Raw genomic sequence first — 15,520 nt, forward strand, 5'->3', positions numbered from 1 at the left:
GGGTAGCGCTCGCAGCTCAGGGAGCCGGGACCGCCAGCTTCTCGGCCAGCCAGTCCACGGTCTGCATGCCGAACAGGTCGGTGCCCCAGCCGTAGAGGTTGGTGAGGAACCGGACCATGCTGCAGTCGGTGGGCTGGTAGTCGACCTCGGTGCCGCCGCGGCGATAGTCGGCGGCGAGCTTCCGGGAGTCCTTCGCGGGCACCAGCGACATCGGTGAGTCGTCCTTCGCGCACGAGGCGATCAGCACCGGTGCGGTGGGCGACTTGCGACCCAGCTTGTTGTCCTCGTAGACCGGCTGGAAGTCGGCGATGTCGGCGGGGTTCTCCCCACTCTTGAACAGCGTGTTCATCGGCACGAACGGCATGGTGAAGTAGGCCGGGGTCTGGCACTGGGTGCGGAAGACATCGGCGATGGCCTTGCCTGCCGGGGTGAACTTCTCGTCGAGCTTCATTGCCGGGTAACGCGGTTCGAGACCGAGCAGCGTCGCGAGGACGAAGGCCGAACCGACCGAGCCGTCGGCGGTCGCGATGAAGTTCTTCTGGTCGACGACCATTCCCTCGAGGACGACGCCCTTGATGTCCAGTTCGGGCGCATATTGTTTCGCCTTCTCCGCAGCGAAGGCCGCACCGACGCCACCGCCGGCGATGCCGAACACACCGAGCGGCGACTCGGCCGAGAGGCCGTTGTCCTTGTGCCGCAGCGCAGCTCGCAGACCGTCGAGAAGCGCCTTACCCGCGAACTTGCCGGCGAAGACGCCGTGCGGCTTGGGATCGCCGTCGTTGCCGACGTCGCTCATCACGACCGCGTAACCCTTGCCGAAGAATTGCGCCAGCGGGCCCAGCGCCGACCACGACGCGCCGTCCATCGGATCGCCGCCGGTCCACATCGTGGAGGGATGGCAGTAGGCGCCGACGCTGTCGTTGGCCAGCTGGTATCCGATCAGCGGCCGGGTGGCGTCGGAGCGTCCGTCGCGCGGGACCATCAGCAGGCCGGTGGAGATCTCCGGCTCGTCGTGCAGCCCGCGGGTCACGTACATCAGCTTGTAGGCGTCGAGCTTGCCGGGACGCACACCCATGAACTGGACGGCGACCTTCTTGGCTTTCAGTACGTCACCGGGCTTTTCGCGGCCGGTCAGACGCGGCTCGGCGTAGAAGGGGTCGCCGGAGACGAGCGGATCGATGACCTCCTGAGGGCTGGCGAGACGACCGTCGCGCAGCGCGCCGACGACGAAGCCGTTCAACACCTCGTCGAGGCCCGGCGTCCGGTTGGGTGCGGCGGTGGCCGGTGCGACCAATCCGAGACCCGACAGGACCAGAACCAGCACGGCCACGAGCGAGGCGCGTCGGGAGATGCGCGAGAAGGATGAGATCACTGGTAGGTCACCTTGATCGAGGTCAGGACCGACTGCATCAGCGGCAGCAGGTTACGGGTGGGTCGGTGCGTTTCCATCTGCTCGAAGTACGGAGCCCTCATGGCTGCGCTCAGCGCCGGCCAGTTGTACTCGACCTGCTTGCGGTACTTCGGCAGAAGCTCGGTGGAGATGTAGACCCAGCGGTCCTCGTAGACCGACCAGTTCCATTCCGGCAGTGGCAGACTCACGATCACCTTACGACCGTCGGGCGCACGGCCCGGCACCGTCAGCTGACGGATGTCGCGCGGCGGGACCACACCGGCAACCGACGGCGCGGCCGCCACGGTGCTGCCGTAGGTCATCGCCTCACCGACGTCGCCCTTGTAGTTGCGGGTGGCGTCCCACTGCTTCGCGATGACCTCGCCCTGTTCGCGCTGCAGCAGTCGGGCATTGCCCGCCGCGACCGCGGCGGGTTCCTTGGAGGCGATGCCCTCCCAGGCGCGCATGATCTCGTCGTCGAAGAGGCCCGCGGCGTTCATCTCCCGGAGCGCGGGCAGGCCGCCCACGACGTATGCGCGATGCATCGGCATCAGGTCGGAGAAGATGTTCTTCTGCATCACCAGGATCTGGCCCTGGACCTGGCGCAGATCGTCGGCGGTGATCTGTGCGCCCACGCGAGCCAGCGCGCGCAGTCCGTCCGGCAGACTGTTGACCGCTTGCGGTCCCGCGAGTTCGTTGGCGCGGGCCACGATCGCGTGTGCGACGGGCTGCAGCCGGCTGAACTCGAAGATCTCGGTGGCGTCCTTGTAGTCGAGCAGGCCACCGCCGAAGTCGCCGCCGACCAGGCCGCCCATCCCGGCCCACTGCAGCTCGCGATGCGCGAGCTGCAGATCCTCGTAGTAGCGGTAGGACTTCAGCAGATTCTGATGATTGGCGCCGACGCCGTCGCGCGGGTTCCACGATGCGAGGTCGATGCCGGCGCGAGTCGTGGTCTCGACGAGCCAGTACTGGAACAGCAACGCCTCATACGACGACGGGTCGAGTCCGCGATCGCGGGCCTGGTCGACCAACCGCTGCAGAGTGCTGGGATCCGTCGGCAGCGCCGGGTGCACACCGCCCGGCCCCTGCGACGCATCACGATTGACCAGCGGCAGGTTCAGATACCGCGAGAGGGAGTCGGCGGTTGCCGCACCCCCACCGACCAGCGAACCGAGCGCGACGACAACTGTCACCGCCGCGCAGACCGACACCCGTACGACCCTGTTCACGACGCTCCCGTTCAGGCCCCCGACCATCACGGCCGAATCACATTCGTATAACTGGAGGGAATCTAGTCGTTGATGTAGTCAGACGGCAATTCGACATCGGTAAATCGGGAGGAATCCCCCGAAATACGTTCGGCCGGACCAAGATTCTGGCAGGAAGCTCTCAGAACAGCGCCCTGAGGCGCTCCAGGTCTTCCTCCACCATGCGGGTGTCCTGGTCGAACTCCGCGTCGGACATCGCCAGCTGCCGCAGAGTGAACACCACCTCGGCCCCCTCCGGATGGGGCAGCACGCGAAGCGGATTGTGCACGGTGTCGCCGTTCGGGAGGATCACGTCGTGGTCGACGACCCCGAGAGTGTTCCGCGGAACGAACCGGACCGTCACGGTGCCCATCGGCGACTCGGCCAGGAGGTCGTCGCCGCGTCGGACGACCTCGGAACTCGCGAGTCCGGCCGCCCACTTCGGGAGATTGCCGGGATCGGAGACGAAGTCGTACACCAGGTCGGCGGACGCACCGATCACCGTGCTCACATGACGACTCCGCATGGCGAACAGTATTCCGCGTTTGGTGGCACACATGACGGGGAACCTGGAATGGTCACGACTACGGGGGTCACCCCATGCGAACCGTGACGACGAGCGACTCCACCACCGACGGGATCAGAATGAACCACGACGCGAACCCACGAACGACCCGGCCGACAGGCATGATCACCAGACTGGGCATCGTCGCCGCCTCCCTGATCGCGGCCGTCGCCGGGTCGGTGATCGCCGGGAGCCCGGCGGCCGAGGCCAGGCCGGGCTGCCCCGACGTCGAGGTCGTGTTCGCACGCGGGACCATCGAGCCCGCGCCACCGCTGGGACTGACCGGTCTGTCGTTCGTCGAGGCCGTTCGGAGCCAGCTGCCGGGCAAGTCGGTGGCCGCCTACGGCGTCCCGTACCCGGCGAGTGACCAGTTCGGCAACCGCCTGAAGTTCGCCCAAACCGTCGCCGACGGGGTCCGCACCACGCAGAACCGCGTGAAGTACTTGTCCGCCAAGTGCCCGGGCACCAAGGTCGTTCTCGGCGGCTACTCCCAGGGCGCCGTCGTCGCGGGGTATGCGGTCCACGCCGGCCTGGACCTGCCGGCGCGGTACGCCGCCTACGACCGTTTCGTCCCGCCGCCGCTGCCGGCGTCCCTCTCGCGCAACGTTGCGGCGATCGTCTTCTTCGGAGCCCCGTCGGATCGCTTCATCACCGACATCGGAGCGCCCCCGGTGCGGGTGTCGACCCCCTACCGCGGCAAGACGGTGCGCTACTGCGTCGCCGGTGACACCATCTGCGACGGCTCGCCGGTCGGCGGCCCGAACGCCCTGCACACGCTCTACTCGGTCAACGGCATGACGCTCGACGCCGCGCGCTTCGTCGCCCGACGCGCCTGACTGCCGCTCAGGGAGCGGAGCTCTCCCCCGCGACGCCGCCCATCGTCCGGGAGACCAGCTGCGAGATACGCACGTCCCTGTCGTGATTCAGGTGCTCGAGCATCAGCAACCGAGCCTTTTCAGCCGATCCGCCGATGATCGCCGACAGGATCTGCTCGTGTTCGCTGACCGAACTCTCGAAGCTCTCGCGGCCGGTCGGGGTGAACCACGGTGCACTGACCTTGATCTGGTCGCGCAGGTCTCGTTCCATGTCGTAGATCGTCTGGTTGTGTGCGGCGCGGAGCACACAGTCGTGGAAGACGTTGAGCGCCTGCCGAATATCGGCGGGTTCGGTGTAGTTCGAACTCAGCGCCAACGCTTCCTTGAGTCGTGCGATGTCGACCGGCGTGTGACGCTCGGCGGCCGCCGCGGCCGCACTCGACTCGAGAATGGCCCGCACCTCGAAGATCTCGAGCATCTCCTCGTCGCCGCGGATGCGCAGGACAAAACCCCGAGACGCCGCGACCAGCAGTCCCTTGCGTTCGAGCAGCCCCAACGCCTCCCGAACAGGAGTCCGCGACACCCCGAACTCCTCGCTCAACGCCTGCGGGATCAGTGTCGCTTCGGCCGGGTAGTGGCCGTGCGTCAGCCGCTCGTGCAGCGCTTCGTAGACCGCGTCGCGGGCGCTCTTCATCGGCGGTCACCTTCCGTGGGGTCGTGCGGGGCGGGCAGACGAACCCCTCGATCCTCGCAGACAGACCGGCCGTGACACCGCACGTGTTGCGGTGGGCCTCCCAGCCGGTGGCCGTGTCCGGGCGCGACAGGGCTCATCGTGGATGCGGACCCGTCACCAGCGGGAGTTCGGGATGAGCGCGCCATTCACTCATCGATCCGTCGTAGACACGAGGTAGCGGGTATCCGGCCTCGTCAAACGCCAAGGCGGCTCCGGCCGCGTTGATCCCGCCGCCGCAATAGAGGATCACCTCGGAACCGGCGTCGATCCCGGATGCCCGCAGTGCCTTTCGGGTTCGGTCGGTCGAGAACGTGCCGTCGTCGTTCAGCAGGTCGGGGTAGGGCACGCTCACGCTGCCGGGGATGTGGCCGGGACGCGCGCCGCCGGACTCACCGGTGTAGTCGGGGGTGCGGAGCGCACACACGAGCGTCGTGGACGATTGTTCGTCGACGGCCACCGCCCGGACCTCGTCCAGGTCGGCGAATGCCCGGCCGGTGAGATCGCGCAGGTGGACGTCGATGCGCGGTTCGGTGGTCTCACCCGATGCATCGCCATCGGCCACCGGGTACCCCTGGTCCACCCACTGGGCGAAACCGCCGTCGAGCACCCTGGCCCGGTCGAACCCGAAGGACCGCAGCACCAGCCACACCCGCGCCGCATACGCACCGCTGAGCTGGTCGTAGACCACGATCTCGTCCGACGGCGTGATGCCCAGTTGCTGTGCCGCCGAGGCCATCTGCGCCACAGTCGGCCGCGTGAAGGGGACCGCCGCCGCGGGATCGGAGAAGACCGCGAAAAGGTCGGCGAACCGCGCTCCCGGGATGTGGGCGGTGCGGAACACCTCACCACCGGGGGCGAACACGGTCTGCCCGTTGTCGTCGACCGAGCGTTCGACACTCGCGTCGAGGACGATCGTCGAATCCAGCCGGCGATGAAGCCATCCGGCGGACACGAGGGCGGTCTCGGTACCGGTCACGCACCTGCCCCACCAGTTGCGGCGTCGGCGACGCTCTTGGCGCGGTTGCGCCATTCACCGCGTTCGGGGCGCGCGAGACCGAGATTCTCGCGCAGGGTGTCGCCCTCGTACTCGGTGCGAAACAGCCCGCGCCGCTGCAGTTCCGGCACCACGAGGGTGGCGAAGTCCTCGAAGGCTGCCGGGACGTGCGTCGCCTGGATCATGAAACCGTCGGCCGCACCGGCGTCGAGCCACTGTTCCATCGTGTCGACGATGTCGGTGGCCGAGCCGATCATGTTGCCCTCGGTGCGGGCGCCGTACCAGCGCCCGATCTCGCGGACGGACAGGTTCTCCCGCTCGGCGAACTCCACGACCTCGCGGTAATGGCCTTCCACACCAACCACTTCGAGCGAAGGCAGCGGACCGTCGAGGTCGTACTTCGTGAGGTCGACGTTGACGTGATAGGCCAGCCGCGACAGGCCCGCCTCGTGGTCGACGAGATCGAAGAACGCCTCGTGCTTGGCCTTCGCATCGCGGTAGTCGGTGCCGACGACGGTGGTCGCGGCGGGCAGGATCTTGAGCTGCTCGGGATCTCGACCGTGGGCTGCCGCGCGCTGCTTCATGTCCTGGTAGAAGGCGACCGCACTGTCGAGCGACTCGTGACTGCAGAACACGACATCGGCCCAGCGAGAGGCGAAGTCACGGCCCGTCGGCGACGCGCCGGCCTGGACGATGACCGGATAGCCCTGCGGCGGGCGCGGGACGCCGAGCGGTCCCTGAACCCGGAAGAACCGACCCTTGTGATCGATGGCCTCCACCTGATCGGGATGACCGAAGCGGCCCGACGCCTTGTCTCGGATCAACGCGTCGTCGGACCAGGAGTCCCACAATCGGGTGGTGACCTCGAGGAACTCCTCTGCTCGCGCGTAGCGCTCCTCACGGTCGGGAAGCTTGTCCTGGTTGAAGTTCTGCGCCTCCGCATCCTGGAAGCTGGTCACGACATTCCACCCGGCGCGACCGCCACTCAGGTGATCGAGGGTGCCCATGCTGCGAGCGAGGTTGTAGGGCTCCTGGTAGCCGGTCGACATCGTCGCGGCCACCCCGAGTTTCGTGGTCACCGAACTCATCAGCGTGATAACCGTCATCGGGTCCAGACGCGGTGTGCCCGAACCGAATCTGACGGCCGGAGCGAAGGAGCCGCCCAGGCTGCGCGGTACGGCGAGCGCATCGGGCACGAACGCCATGTCGAAGCGCGCCGCCTCGAGAACCCGCGCGATGTGCTGGTAGTGCTCGGCGGTGAGGAAACCGTCACCGGCGTCCGGGTGCCGCCAACCGACCGTCCCCTGCGGGCCGGCGTTCATGAACGCGGCCAGATGAATCTTCCTGCTGGGCATCTCATTCGCTCCTTTGCGAGTGATCGGCGATGGGCGGTTCGGCAGACGTCGGAGGCGGTCGGCGTCAGAGGAGGGAGAGTTCGTCGACGAAGGCGATGGCGAAGGACGCGGTGCCGGTCGCACGCTCACCGGCCCGCTCGCCGGCGGTTGCGAACGCCACATGTGCGGCGGCCGCGGCAGTGAACGGATCGACGACCGCGCAGAATGCCGCACTGAGTGCACCCAGACTGCATCCGGTCCCGGTGACCTGCGGCATCTTCGCGTCGCCACCGGGGACGGCGGTCGCGCGACCCGCCGGGTCGCAGAGATAGTCGACCTCACCGGACACCGCGATGACCGCGTCGAGACGCCGGGCGAGCGACGCGAGGATCGCGTCGTACTCGCTCGCACCGGCACCGATCGCCACCGGATCGAGCACCCATAGAGTACCGGCCTTGTGCGCCGTCGCGGCCGCCTCGTCGAGCTCGTCGGGTGTCACCGACGACATCAGGGCCGCACCGTTGATCCAGACGGCGCCGGCACCGGCGGGGAACGCAGCGGCCCACCCGGGCGCTGACCCGATGGCGGGGCCGGCACCCAGCGCGAGGAGCACGTTGGCACTGAGGTTCGCCGCGACGTAGTTGGTGAGGCCGTAGACGAACGGCGCCTTCTCCCGAAGGCGTGCGATGGCTGTCTTCACCTCGGACGACTCGATGGTCGTCGTCTCCATCTCCACCTTCACTCCTTGGTTGATCCAGTCTGGGATGTCCGCTTCACGACGCCAGGTGATCGCACGGCGACAACTGCATTTAGTTGTATACAGTTGGATGCGGAGTTCGCCAGCGAGGTCGTACTTAAATTCACGCCGGGTTGAAACGAGCCACGCGGCCTCACTCCGATCCGCCCCGACCTGGGCGACGATGGATGCCATGCGTGACCTCACACCCGACGACCCGGAGTGCTCCTGTCGGTGTTCGCCGTCCTCCTGCTGGTCTTCATCCCGGGCACGGTCGCCATGCTGTGCGTCGTGATCCTCACCGTCGAGACCGTCGTCTCGCGGACCTCGGACGCCTGGCGAGGCTAGCCGAACCGGGCAGGGGCGAGGAGTGCGACGATCGCCCGCGCGAGACCGCGGCGGGCCAGCACCTGATCCTGAAAACTGCCCAGTTGCTTCTCCGACACCAGACCTCGCATGGCGCCGGGCAGGAACGCCGCGACCTCCCGGACACGTTCCGGGTCGACGTCGAGGTCGGCGAAGGCGCGCTGACAGGATTCGGTCCAGGACGGCCCCCACGAGGCGAACTCTGCGGCGGTCTTGGGGAACAGTCGCCGGAGTTCGTCGGGATCGCGCGGCAAGGCGGCCCGCAGGGTCTCGATCGCGCGGGATTCCGGCGCGGTCAGTCCCTCGTACATGAGCTCGATGATCGCCTCCACCCGTTCGCCCAGTGGCGCTTCGGGTTTCACACTGACAGGTAGGTCGCCACGCTGTTCGGCGGTCCGGTGCAGCACCGCCGCCCAGAGGCCGTCGATGTCGTCGAACTGATACTTGATCACACCCCAGGTGGCGCCGATGTCCTTGGCGATCCGGTTGCCCGACACCGACGCGGGGTCACCCGAGGCCAGCGAACTGATCGCGGCGTCGAGCATCGCGTCGCGGGTGGCCTGGCCGCGACGGTTCACGCGGCGGGCGGCAGCCGCCGGAGTAACCGACGGCCGACCGGCTTCGACGGGTGGCATGGACGCTGATGGTATCCGTTGCGAACCCACCCTCGACCCTGCCGCTCCGCGGAGACCCGGCCGCTCAGCTCGCGGCACCCTCCAACCGGGGAGGTGTCGATGCCGAGTACATGACCCGATGGATCTCCGCGGTGAAGTCGTCTGCCGCCTCGACGTTGGAGGCGTGACCGGTGTCGAGCACGACGAGCTGGTCGAGGTAGCCCCGGATCGAGAGCGTGTGGGCGATGCGCTGGGTCATCGCGTGCGGCAGCAACAGGTCATGGCGTCCACCGATGACCGTGGTGGGCACCGTGATCGCCTCGGCACCCACGGGTCCGAGAGCCAGCCGGGTGAGCCCGACCGCGGCCTTCGCGCGGGCGGCCGGGTCGCAGGAGCGTGTCATCGCGAGGACGAAGGCGGCGTGGTCGACGGTCGCGGACCGGCCGTTGAGGATGCGGGTCCGGACAAGGCTGCGGGCGAACCGGCCGCCGGGCAGCGGGAACGGCACCGAGAGGGCTGCCTGCGGGAGCCATGCCGGCGCCTTCCACAGGTTGTTGAGCAGCGGCAGGACGCGCGTCTCGTCCACGATCCCGCCCCACGTCGTGTTCGCGAGAACCAGCGCGGAGGCGTGTTCCTCGACCCGGTCGCGGTGACGGTACGCCCAGGACTGCACGGTGATGCCGCCCATGCTGTGGCCGACGAACACGGCCTTCGACCCGACCGGCACGGACTGGTCGACCACCGACTGGAGGTCGTCGGCCAGCACGTCGGCGTCGAACGTGCGGCCGCCCCACGTGCTCTCCCCGTGGCCCCGCTGGTCATAGGCGATGACGTGGTAACGCTCGGCGAGGGCGTTGATCTGCGGGTTCCAGTACTCGATGCAGCACGACCAGCCGTGGATCAGGACCAGGACCGGGGCATCGGCCGGACCGTAGTGGTGGACCCGAAGCCGGGCACCGTCGTCGGTGAGGGCCCAGGAGGCGCGTTCGGGCGCACGCGAGTTGTACAGCGCGTTCTCGAACTGCTGATTACGCAGCCGGCGACGGGCCTCAGCCGGTCGTACCAGTCCGGTCAGCGCCAATCGTGCAGCGCCGATCCCTCCACCTGCGTTCATCTCGGCCTCCCGGCGTCATTGCTGTAAGCCACGTCACAGCACCGGTCCAATGATACAAACCGGCGTTCAATGTTCCAACAGTTTCGAAGGGAAATTGTTGGACACCCGAGTAACCGGTCGAGGCACCCCTCAAACCTCCATTTGAACGCGGGTTTGAACCTTTTCACAGAACCCTCTTGTATTCCTGCCCGGCGCGTCCTACCGTGACCGCATGGCGCGAACGCCGCTGTCGATGACACCCACCGGATGGTTTCAGGTCGCATGGTCGACCGAGATCGCCGTCGGGACCGTGCACACGATGAAGTACTTCGGTCGCGACATGGTCGCTTGGAGATCCCGGTCCGGCCGGATCTCCGTATTCGACGCCTACTGCGAACATCTCGGCGCCCACCTCGGCCACGGAGGTCACGTGGAGGGCGAGAACCTGGTCTGCCCCTTCCACGGCTGGGAGTGGAACCAGGAGGGACGCAACGTCTGCATCCCCTACGAGAACCACCCCAACAAGGGTCGGCGCATCCGCAGCTACCCCGTGGTCGAACGCAACGAAGCCGTCTGGATCTGGCACGACGTCGACGGGCGGTCACCGCATTTCGACGTCCCGGACATCTTCGCCGACTTCGGCAGCGACAACGGGCAGGCCACCGCCGACGACTACTACCCGCCGGTGCCCGCCGCGACGCTCTTCCGACCGGGCCTGGAGATCCATCCGCAGTACATCATGGAGAACGGCGTCGACTTCGCACATTTCAAGTTCGTCCACAAGACACCGTTCATGCCGGACTTTACCCGGCACGACTTCTCCGGTCCGGTGTCCTACGTCGACTTCACCATCGCCTTCGACGAGGGCGCCACCCTCGAAAACGCCACCAGCGGTGTCGAATCCATCAACGCCGGCCTCGGCTGCTCGGTCACCCGGAGCTGGGGCATGGTCGACAACCGGACGATGCCCGCGGTGACACCGGTCGACGAGCACACCTCGGACGTGCGCTTCACCGTCTGGATCGGCCGCAAGCCCGGCGAGGAGACCGGCGACATCACCCGATACGGAAAGACCATGGCCGACCTGGTCATCGAACAGTTCGCCGCCGACATCGACATCTGGGCGCACCAGCGCTACTCCGATCCACCCGCCCTGTCCCGCAAGGAGTACGCCGGATTCACCGCGCTGCGGCAATGGGCCCGACAGTTCTATCCCGACGGCGGCGCGTCAGCCGACGAGTTCGTCCGTATCCGTCGCTCAGAGCTCGACGCACTTCGCGCGGCAGCGCAATCCTGACCTCCACGCCCGTCCCGAAAGGACCAAACGATGACCACACCCGAACCGATCCGGGTCTTCCAGGTGGCCACCGGCAACCTCGGCACCGAGATGATCGACCGCATCCGCAATCATCCGGACCTGGAACTGGTTGGTCTGCACTGCTATTCACCGGACAAGGTCGGCCGTGATGCCGGCGAGATCGTCGGCATCGGACCGGTCGGTGTGATCGCGACCGGCACCGTCGAGGAGATCATCGCCGCACGACCCGACGTGCTCACCTTCCACGGCGTGTTCCCCGACGAGGACCTCTACGTCCAGGTCCTCGAAGCCGGGATCAACATCGTGACCACCGCCGACTGGATCACCGGTTTCCACCGGGACACCAACCATCCGCACCACTCCGGCCGCAAGGTCAGCGAGATCATCGCCGATGCCTGCACGAAGGGCGGTGCCACCTTCTACGGAACCGGCATGAATCCCGGTCTGGCACAGATCCTCGGCATCGTGCACACCGCCGACGTCGCCGAGATCGAGAACGTCACGGTCACCGAGTCGGTGGACGTCTCCTGCCACCACTCGGTCGACACCTGGAAGGCCGTCGGCTACGGCCTGCCGGTCGACGACCCGTCCATCCCGGACTCGCTCTACAAGTACACCGCCGTCTTCGCCGACTCGGTGTACCTCATGGCCGACGCCTTCGATCTCGAACTCGACGAGGTGGCGTTCTCCTACGAACTGGGTGCGTGCACCAAGGACGTCGACCTCGGTTGGTACCAGCTCCCCGCCGGGTCGCTGGGCGGTAGTTACATCAAGTACCAGGGAATGGTCGACGGTGTGCCGCGCGTCGAATCGCATCTGGAATGGCAGATGACACCGCACACCGACCCGTCGTGGAACATTCAGGCCTGCTACATCACCCAGGTGACCGGCGACCCCAACATCTACTCCAAGCACATGATCTTCCCGCGCAAGGGATTCGACCTCTCCAACCCGGAGAACTTCGCGTCGATCGGCATGACCGTCACGGGCCTGCCCGCACTCAACTCGATCCGATCGGTGGTCGCGGCCCCGCCCGGGATCGTGACCAGTGCCGATCTCCCGCTACGAAGCTTCGCCGGCCGCTTCAAGCGCTGAGCCGGCGCGGTGTCGGTATCGACCTGGGTGAATCCACCCTCGGGTTCCCTCCCTCGAGAAGCCTCTTCGGGAATCCCCTTCAGCCGAGATCGATACTGATGCCGGTGAGCTCGGCGCCGATATCCCACAGCCGTTCGGCGACCGCGCGATCCTTGGCCTTCGGCGACGGCTCGACGAGCATCGGCGGGCCGGCGAGGCCGAAACTCCCTGTCGGACCGTAATACTGGCCGCCCGAGACCTTCGGATCGGTGGCTGCCCGAAGGATCGGCAGGGCCCCTTCGGGCGGATCCATGATGAACCGATCGGTGAGCCACCGCAGCGACGGCGCGTGATACGCCCACTGCAGGAATTTGTTCTGCTCGCGCATCACCCCGGTCCGCGTGCCACCGGGGTGGGCGGCGAGCGAGATCGCCGTGGCCCCAGCCGCTTTCAGCCGGCGATCGAGCTCCAGCGAGAACAGCATCTGAGCGAGCTTGGCTCGTGAGTACGCCCCGGCACTGGTGAACGTGCGGTCCATGGGCAGGTCTGAGAAATCGATGTTGCCCGCGCGGTGGGCGTGACTGCCGACGGTGACGATCCGCGCGGCGTCGGCGGCGAGCAACCGGTCCATCAGCAACCCGGTGAGCGCGTAATGACCGAGATAGTTGGTACCGAAGTCCATCTCGAAACCGTCGGGAGTCAGGTCGCGCTGAGCGCGCATGACGCCGGCGTTGTTCACCAGCACGTCGATGCGGGGATGGCATCGCCGGATCTCCTCGGCGGCTGCGCGGACGGAGTCGAGACTGGCGAGATCGAGGTCGAGGATCTCCACCTCCGCGCCGGGTACCTCGGCGACGATGTCGTCGCGTGCGGCGGCGGCGGTCTCGGCGTTGCGGCACGCCAGCACCACGGTGGCGCCCAGAGTGGCGAGCCCGCGGGCGGCTTCACGGCCGATGCCCCCGTTGGCTCCGGTGACCACGGCGACCCGCCCGGTCTGTGGAGGCGCGTCGGCCAATGTCCAACCCGTCTTCACGCGCTCCCCCTCTGATTCCGGCACAACGGACGCTGTTGTTCGTATCACATCTCATGTGACAGTTCCGGTTCGGGTGTCACACGCGACCGCACCCCGGCCGCGTTCTGGAGAACGCAGTCGGGGTGCGGTGCACCCGGTGGTCGTGCGACGAAAGGGTCAGACCGTCACGGGCGCTGGGGCGGCGCCGCTGAACTGACCGGCCGGCGCGAACCTGGCGAGGACCTGGTCGTACGGCTCTCCCGCCACAGCTGTGATGAAGTTCTCGACATCCTCACGGGTCCGCAGACCGAGGAGCGGATTCGGGTCGGACAGCAGGCCGAGCAGTGCCTGCGCGACGTTCGGATCGACGGCGGCAGCCGGAAACGACAGCTCCAGGTGGGTCGCGAAGTCGGGGTCGCCGAGGAACAGGCGGGTGACCTCGGTGGCCGCGTGACCACGACGCTCCCAATGCTGCTCGAACTCCTCGGTCAGCCAGTCCGCGGTGAACTCACCGTCGTGGGCGCGCGCGGCCTTCACCAGCTCGGCGACCTGGATGAGCGCGTTCTGTGCACCCTGACCGGCGACCGGGTCGAACGAGATCGCGGTGTCGCCGATGGCCGCGACCGCGTGACCGCCGCTGGTGGTCGCGACGGCCCGGCGCACGGTCGGGGTGACCGCACCCTTGAGCCACGACACCGGGTCGGACTCGATGACCTCGAGCTGCTCGATGACCGGCGCGTCCTCCGGGAAGAACTCGGCGAAGATGCCGGCGATGGTACGACGGGCACCCACCGCGTCGTGGACGTCGTCGATGCGCGCCGCCCAGGCGCCCGAAGGCTTCGCGAAGACGATGAACGACCAGGTCGCACCCTCGTCCTTGTGCAGGAACGGACCGACGAACAGCTCACCGTTCTCGCTGTCGAGGTTGTACAGCGAGTGACCTCCGCCCGCCTGCGAGCGGTAGGCGAACACGTCCGGTCCGTGGTCGACGCCCGTCAACGTGACCTGCAGCAGTCGACGCTGCGGCTCGCGGTACTTGGTGCGCGACTCGTCGACCGGGAACAGCGTCGACAACCCGCCCTTGCCGGTGGCGACGAGGGTGAGGTCGGCCGCCCCGGCGATCTCGTCGAGGTTGTCGAGGTCGACGGTGGTGACCTCGAATCGTCCGCCGCGGTCCAGGAACCGGCCGAGGCGGTCGTCGGCACGCAGGCGGAGGTCGACGGCAGCGGAGATGTAACCGTAGTCGGGGTCGTATTCGAGAACGGGGGCGCGATCCTCCCCCGCGCCGCCGTACAGGCGGACGCTCATGCCGGTGGTCTTGCCGACCTCGTAGAGATCCTCGATGATCTCGGCATCCCAATCCTGGGACTTGCCGAAGAGCACGCCGACGCCGGTCGGCGGCACCTTGTTGCGCAGCGAGTCACGGTCGCGGTCGCTGTAGATCGTGACGTCGAAGCCGGCGTCGAGAAATCCGAGACCGGCAGTGGTCCCGGCGAGTCCGGCCCCGATGATCGCGACGGATCGTCGTGTGGTCATGTGTGTCTCCTGAGATCGGTTGCATGCACTGCGTGTGATGACTGGGAGACAGGGTGCCGGGGCGATCGTCGTCGCTGAAGGTTTAGACGCAGCACGAACAAATGGGTGGTCGCCGGGCGGCGTCAGTCGCGGTGCACCCGGTAGCGCTCGTATGCGACGACACCGAACAGTCGGGTCTCCACCAGATCGAGGTCGACGCGATCGGTGACCGGTGGCAGGAACGGGGCGCCGCCACCGACGACGACCGGATACCGGAAGATTCGCAGCTCGTCGACCAGCCCGAGTTCGAAGGCCTGCAACGCGAGGTCCGCACCCCCGATCTCGACGTCCCTGTCCGTCGCGGCGACGACCTCCGCGACCTCGTCGGCGACAGCCGCGCGGGCGAGCCTGGCGTTGCCCTCGACCGCGTCGAGGGTGCGACTGAAGACGACCTTGGGCAGCGCGGTCCAGATGTCGGCGAAGACGGCTCCTGCTTCGGTGTCGCGCATGGCCGGGTCGGTCTCCCAGACCCGCATCGTCTCGTACAACCGGCGGCCCAGGATCGTGCCACCGAGGCTGCCGACGCGGTCGGTGTGGAACGCGAAGAGTTCGTCGCTGTGTCCCGGCCAGTCGAAGTCGTCGTCGCGATCGTGGATGAAACCGTCCACCGAGACACCCATCGTGTAGATCAGCATGCAACTCCTCACAGTCGGT

16 protein-coding genes are annotated in these 15,520 nt (G+C 67.4%); 4 read left to right on the forward strand and 12 right to left on the reverse strand.

Annotated elements, in window-relative coordinates; translation table 11 throughout:
• Nucleotides 1-16: 16 nt before the first annotated feature.
• From PWF70_RS21265 to PWF70_RS21275, 3 genes are all read right to left on the reverse strand, one after another.
• Entirely contained in the window at nucleotides 17-1,372 is a 1,356-nt protein-coding gene (locus PWF70_RS21265) for a lipase family protein (protein ID WP_279939620.1), read from the reverse strand.
• Nucleotides 1,369-2,619, reverse strand: a complete 1,251-nt coding sequence (locus PWF70_RS21270) for a hypothetical protein (RefSeq protein WP_419773380.1) — start codon at nucleotides 2,617-2,619, stop codon at nucleotides 1,369-1,371. The genes PWF70_RS21265 and PWF70_RS21270 overlap by 4 nt, the downstream gene beginning before the upstream one ends.
• 160 nt (nucleotides 2,620-2,779) lie before the next feature.
• Nucleotides 2,780-3,163, reverse strand: coding sequence for an SRPBCC family protein (locus tag PWF70_RS21275; RefSeq protein ID WP_187346458.1), 384 nt, complete (start codon nucleotides 3,161-3,163; stop codon nucleotides 2,780-2,782).
• 161 nt (nucleotides 3,164-3,324) lie between these two features.
• On the opposite strand from PWF70_RS21275, the gene PWF70_RS21280 reads away from it, so the two are divergent.
• Nucleotides 3,325-4,038 (forward strand): cutinase family protein, encoded by a 714-nt coding sequence (locus PWF70_RS21280; RefSeq protein WP_127962264.1) that lies wholly within the window; start codon nucleotides 3,325-3,327, stop codon nucleotides 4,036-4,038.
• 7 nt (nucleotides 4,039-4,045) lie between these two features.
• Here PWF70_RS21280 and PWF70_RS21285 read toward each other — a convergent pair whose 3' ends face one another.
• From PWF70_RS21285 to PWF70_RS21300, 4 genes are all read right to left on the reverse strand, one after another.
• Nucleotides 4,046-4,711 carry a GntR family transcriptional regulator gene (locus PWF70_RS21285; RefSeq protein ID WP_042375186.1) on the reverse strand — a complete coding sequence of 222 codons (666 nt, stop codon included), beginning with the start codon at nucleotides 4,709-4,711 and terminating at the stop codon, nucleotides 4,046-4,048.
• A 133-nt stretch (nucleotides 4,712-4,844) separates the two neighbouring features.
• Complete coding sequence (locus PWF70_RS21290) at nucleotides 4,845-5,726, reverse strand: sulfurtransferase (RefSeq protein WP_241548593.1); 882 nt, start codon at nucleotides 5,724-5,726, stop codon at nucleotides 4,845-4,847.
• A complete protein-coding gene (locus tag PWF70_RS21295) occupies nucleotides 5,723-7,099 on the reverse strand; it encodes an LLM class flavin-dependent oxidoreductase (protein WP_042375182.1) in 1,377 nt (458 codons plus the stop codon). The genes PWF70_RS21290 and PWF70_RS21295 overlap by 4 nt, the downstream gene beginning before the upstream one ends.
• A 64-nt stretch (nucleotides 7,100-7,163) precedes the next feature.
• On the reverse strand, nucleotides 7,164-7,808 hold the full coding sequence (locus tag PWF70_RS21300; RefSeq protein ID WP_286352770.1) for a hydroxyethylthiazole kinase: 645 nt from the start codon (nucleotides 7,806-7,808) through the stop codon (nucleotides 7,164-7,166).
• Nucleotides 7,809-8,036: 228 nt separating this feature from the next.
• Here PWF70_RS21300 and PWF70_RS21305 point away from each other — a divergent pair, with 228 nt between their 5' ends.
• On the forward strand, nucleotides 8,037-8,162 hold the full coding sequence (locus tag PWF70_RS21305) for a hypothetical protein (protein ID WP_262338850.1): 126 nt from the start codon (nucleotides 8,037-8,039) through the stop codon (nucleotides 8,160-8,162).
• Here PWF70_RS21305 and PWF70_RS21310 read toward each other — a convergent pair.
• Nucleotides 8,159-8,815, reverse strand: coding sequence for a TetR/AcrR family transcriptional regulator (locus PWF70_RS21310; RefSeq protein ID WP_006359887.1), 657 nt, complete (start codon nucleotides 8,813-8,815; stop codon nucleotides 8,159-8,161). The two genes, PWF70_RS21305 and PWF70_RS21310, sit on opposite strands and share 4 nt — an antisense overlap.
• Nucleotides 8,816-8,879: 64 nt before the next feature.
• Complete coding sequence (locus PWF70_RS21315) at nucleotides 8,880-9,908, reverse strand: alpha/beta fold hydrolase (RefSeq protein ID WP_006359888.1); 1,029 nt, start codon at nucleotides 9,906-9,908, stop codon at nucleotides 8,880-8,882.
• Between the two features lie 211 nt (nucleotides 9,909-10,119).
• Between PWF70_RS21315 and PWF70_RS21320 the strand changes: the two genes are divergently transcribed.
• Together PWF70_RS21320 and PWF70_RS21325 are read left to right on the forward strand one after the other, a co-directional pair.
• Nucleotides 10,120-11,184, forward strand: a complete 1,065-nt coding sequence (locus tag PWF70_RS21320; RefSeq protein WP_035752929.1) for a Rieske 2Fe-2S domain-containing protein — start codon at nucleotides 10,120-10,122, stop codon at nucleotides 11,182-11,184.
• Between the two features lie 30 nt (nucleotides 11,185-11,214).
• Nucleotides 11,215-12,300 (forward strand): NAD(P)H-dependent amine dehydrogenase family protein, encoded by a 1,086-nt coding sequence (locus PWF70_RS21325; protein ID WP_006359890.1) that lies wholly within the window; start codon nucleotides 11,215-11,217, stop codon nucleotides 12,298-12,300.
• Nucleotides 12,301-12,379: 79 nt separating this feature from the next.
• Here PWF70_RS21325 and PWF70_RS21330 read toward each other — a convergent pair whose 3' ends face one another.
• From PWF70_RS21330 to PWF70_RS21340, 3 genes are all read right to left on the reverse strand, one after another.
• Nucleotides 12,380-13,312: an oxidoreductase gene (locus PWF70_RS21330; protein ID WP_035752931.1), complete on the reverse strand. Its 933-nt coding sequence runs from the start codon at nucleotides 13,310-13,312 to the stop codon at nucleotides 12,380-12,382.
• Between the two features lie 156 nt (nucleotides 13,313-13,468).
• Nucleotides 13,469-14,827, reverse strand: a complete 1,359-nt coding sequence (locus tag PWF70_RS21335) for a styrene monooxygenase/indole monooxygenase family protein (protein WP_279939612.1) — start codon at nucleotides 14,825-14,827, stop codon at nucleotides 13,469-13,471.
• 122 nt (nucleotides 14,828-14,949) lie between these two features.
• On the reverse strand, nucleotides 14,950-15,501 hold the full coding sequence (locus PWF70_RS21340; protein ID WP_279939610.1) for a dihydrofolate reductase family protein: 552 nt from the start codon (nucleotides 15,499-15,501) through the stop codon (nucleotides 14,950-14,952).
• Nucleotides 15,502-15,520: the final 19 nt, after the last annotated feature.

This window comes from Gordonia sp. Swx-4, assembly GCF_030316175.1.
Lineage (GTDB): Bacteria > Actinomycetota > Actinomycetes > Mycobacteriales > Mycobacteriaceae > Gordonia > Gordonia alkanivorans.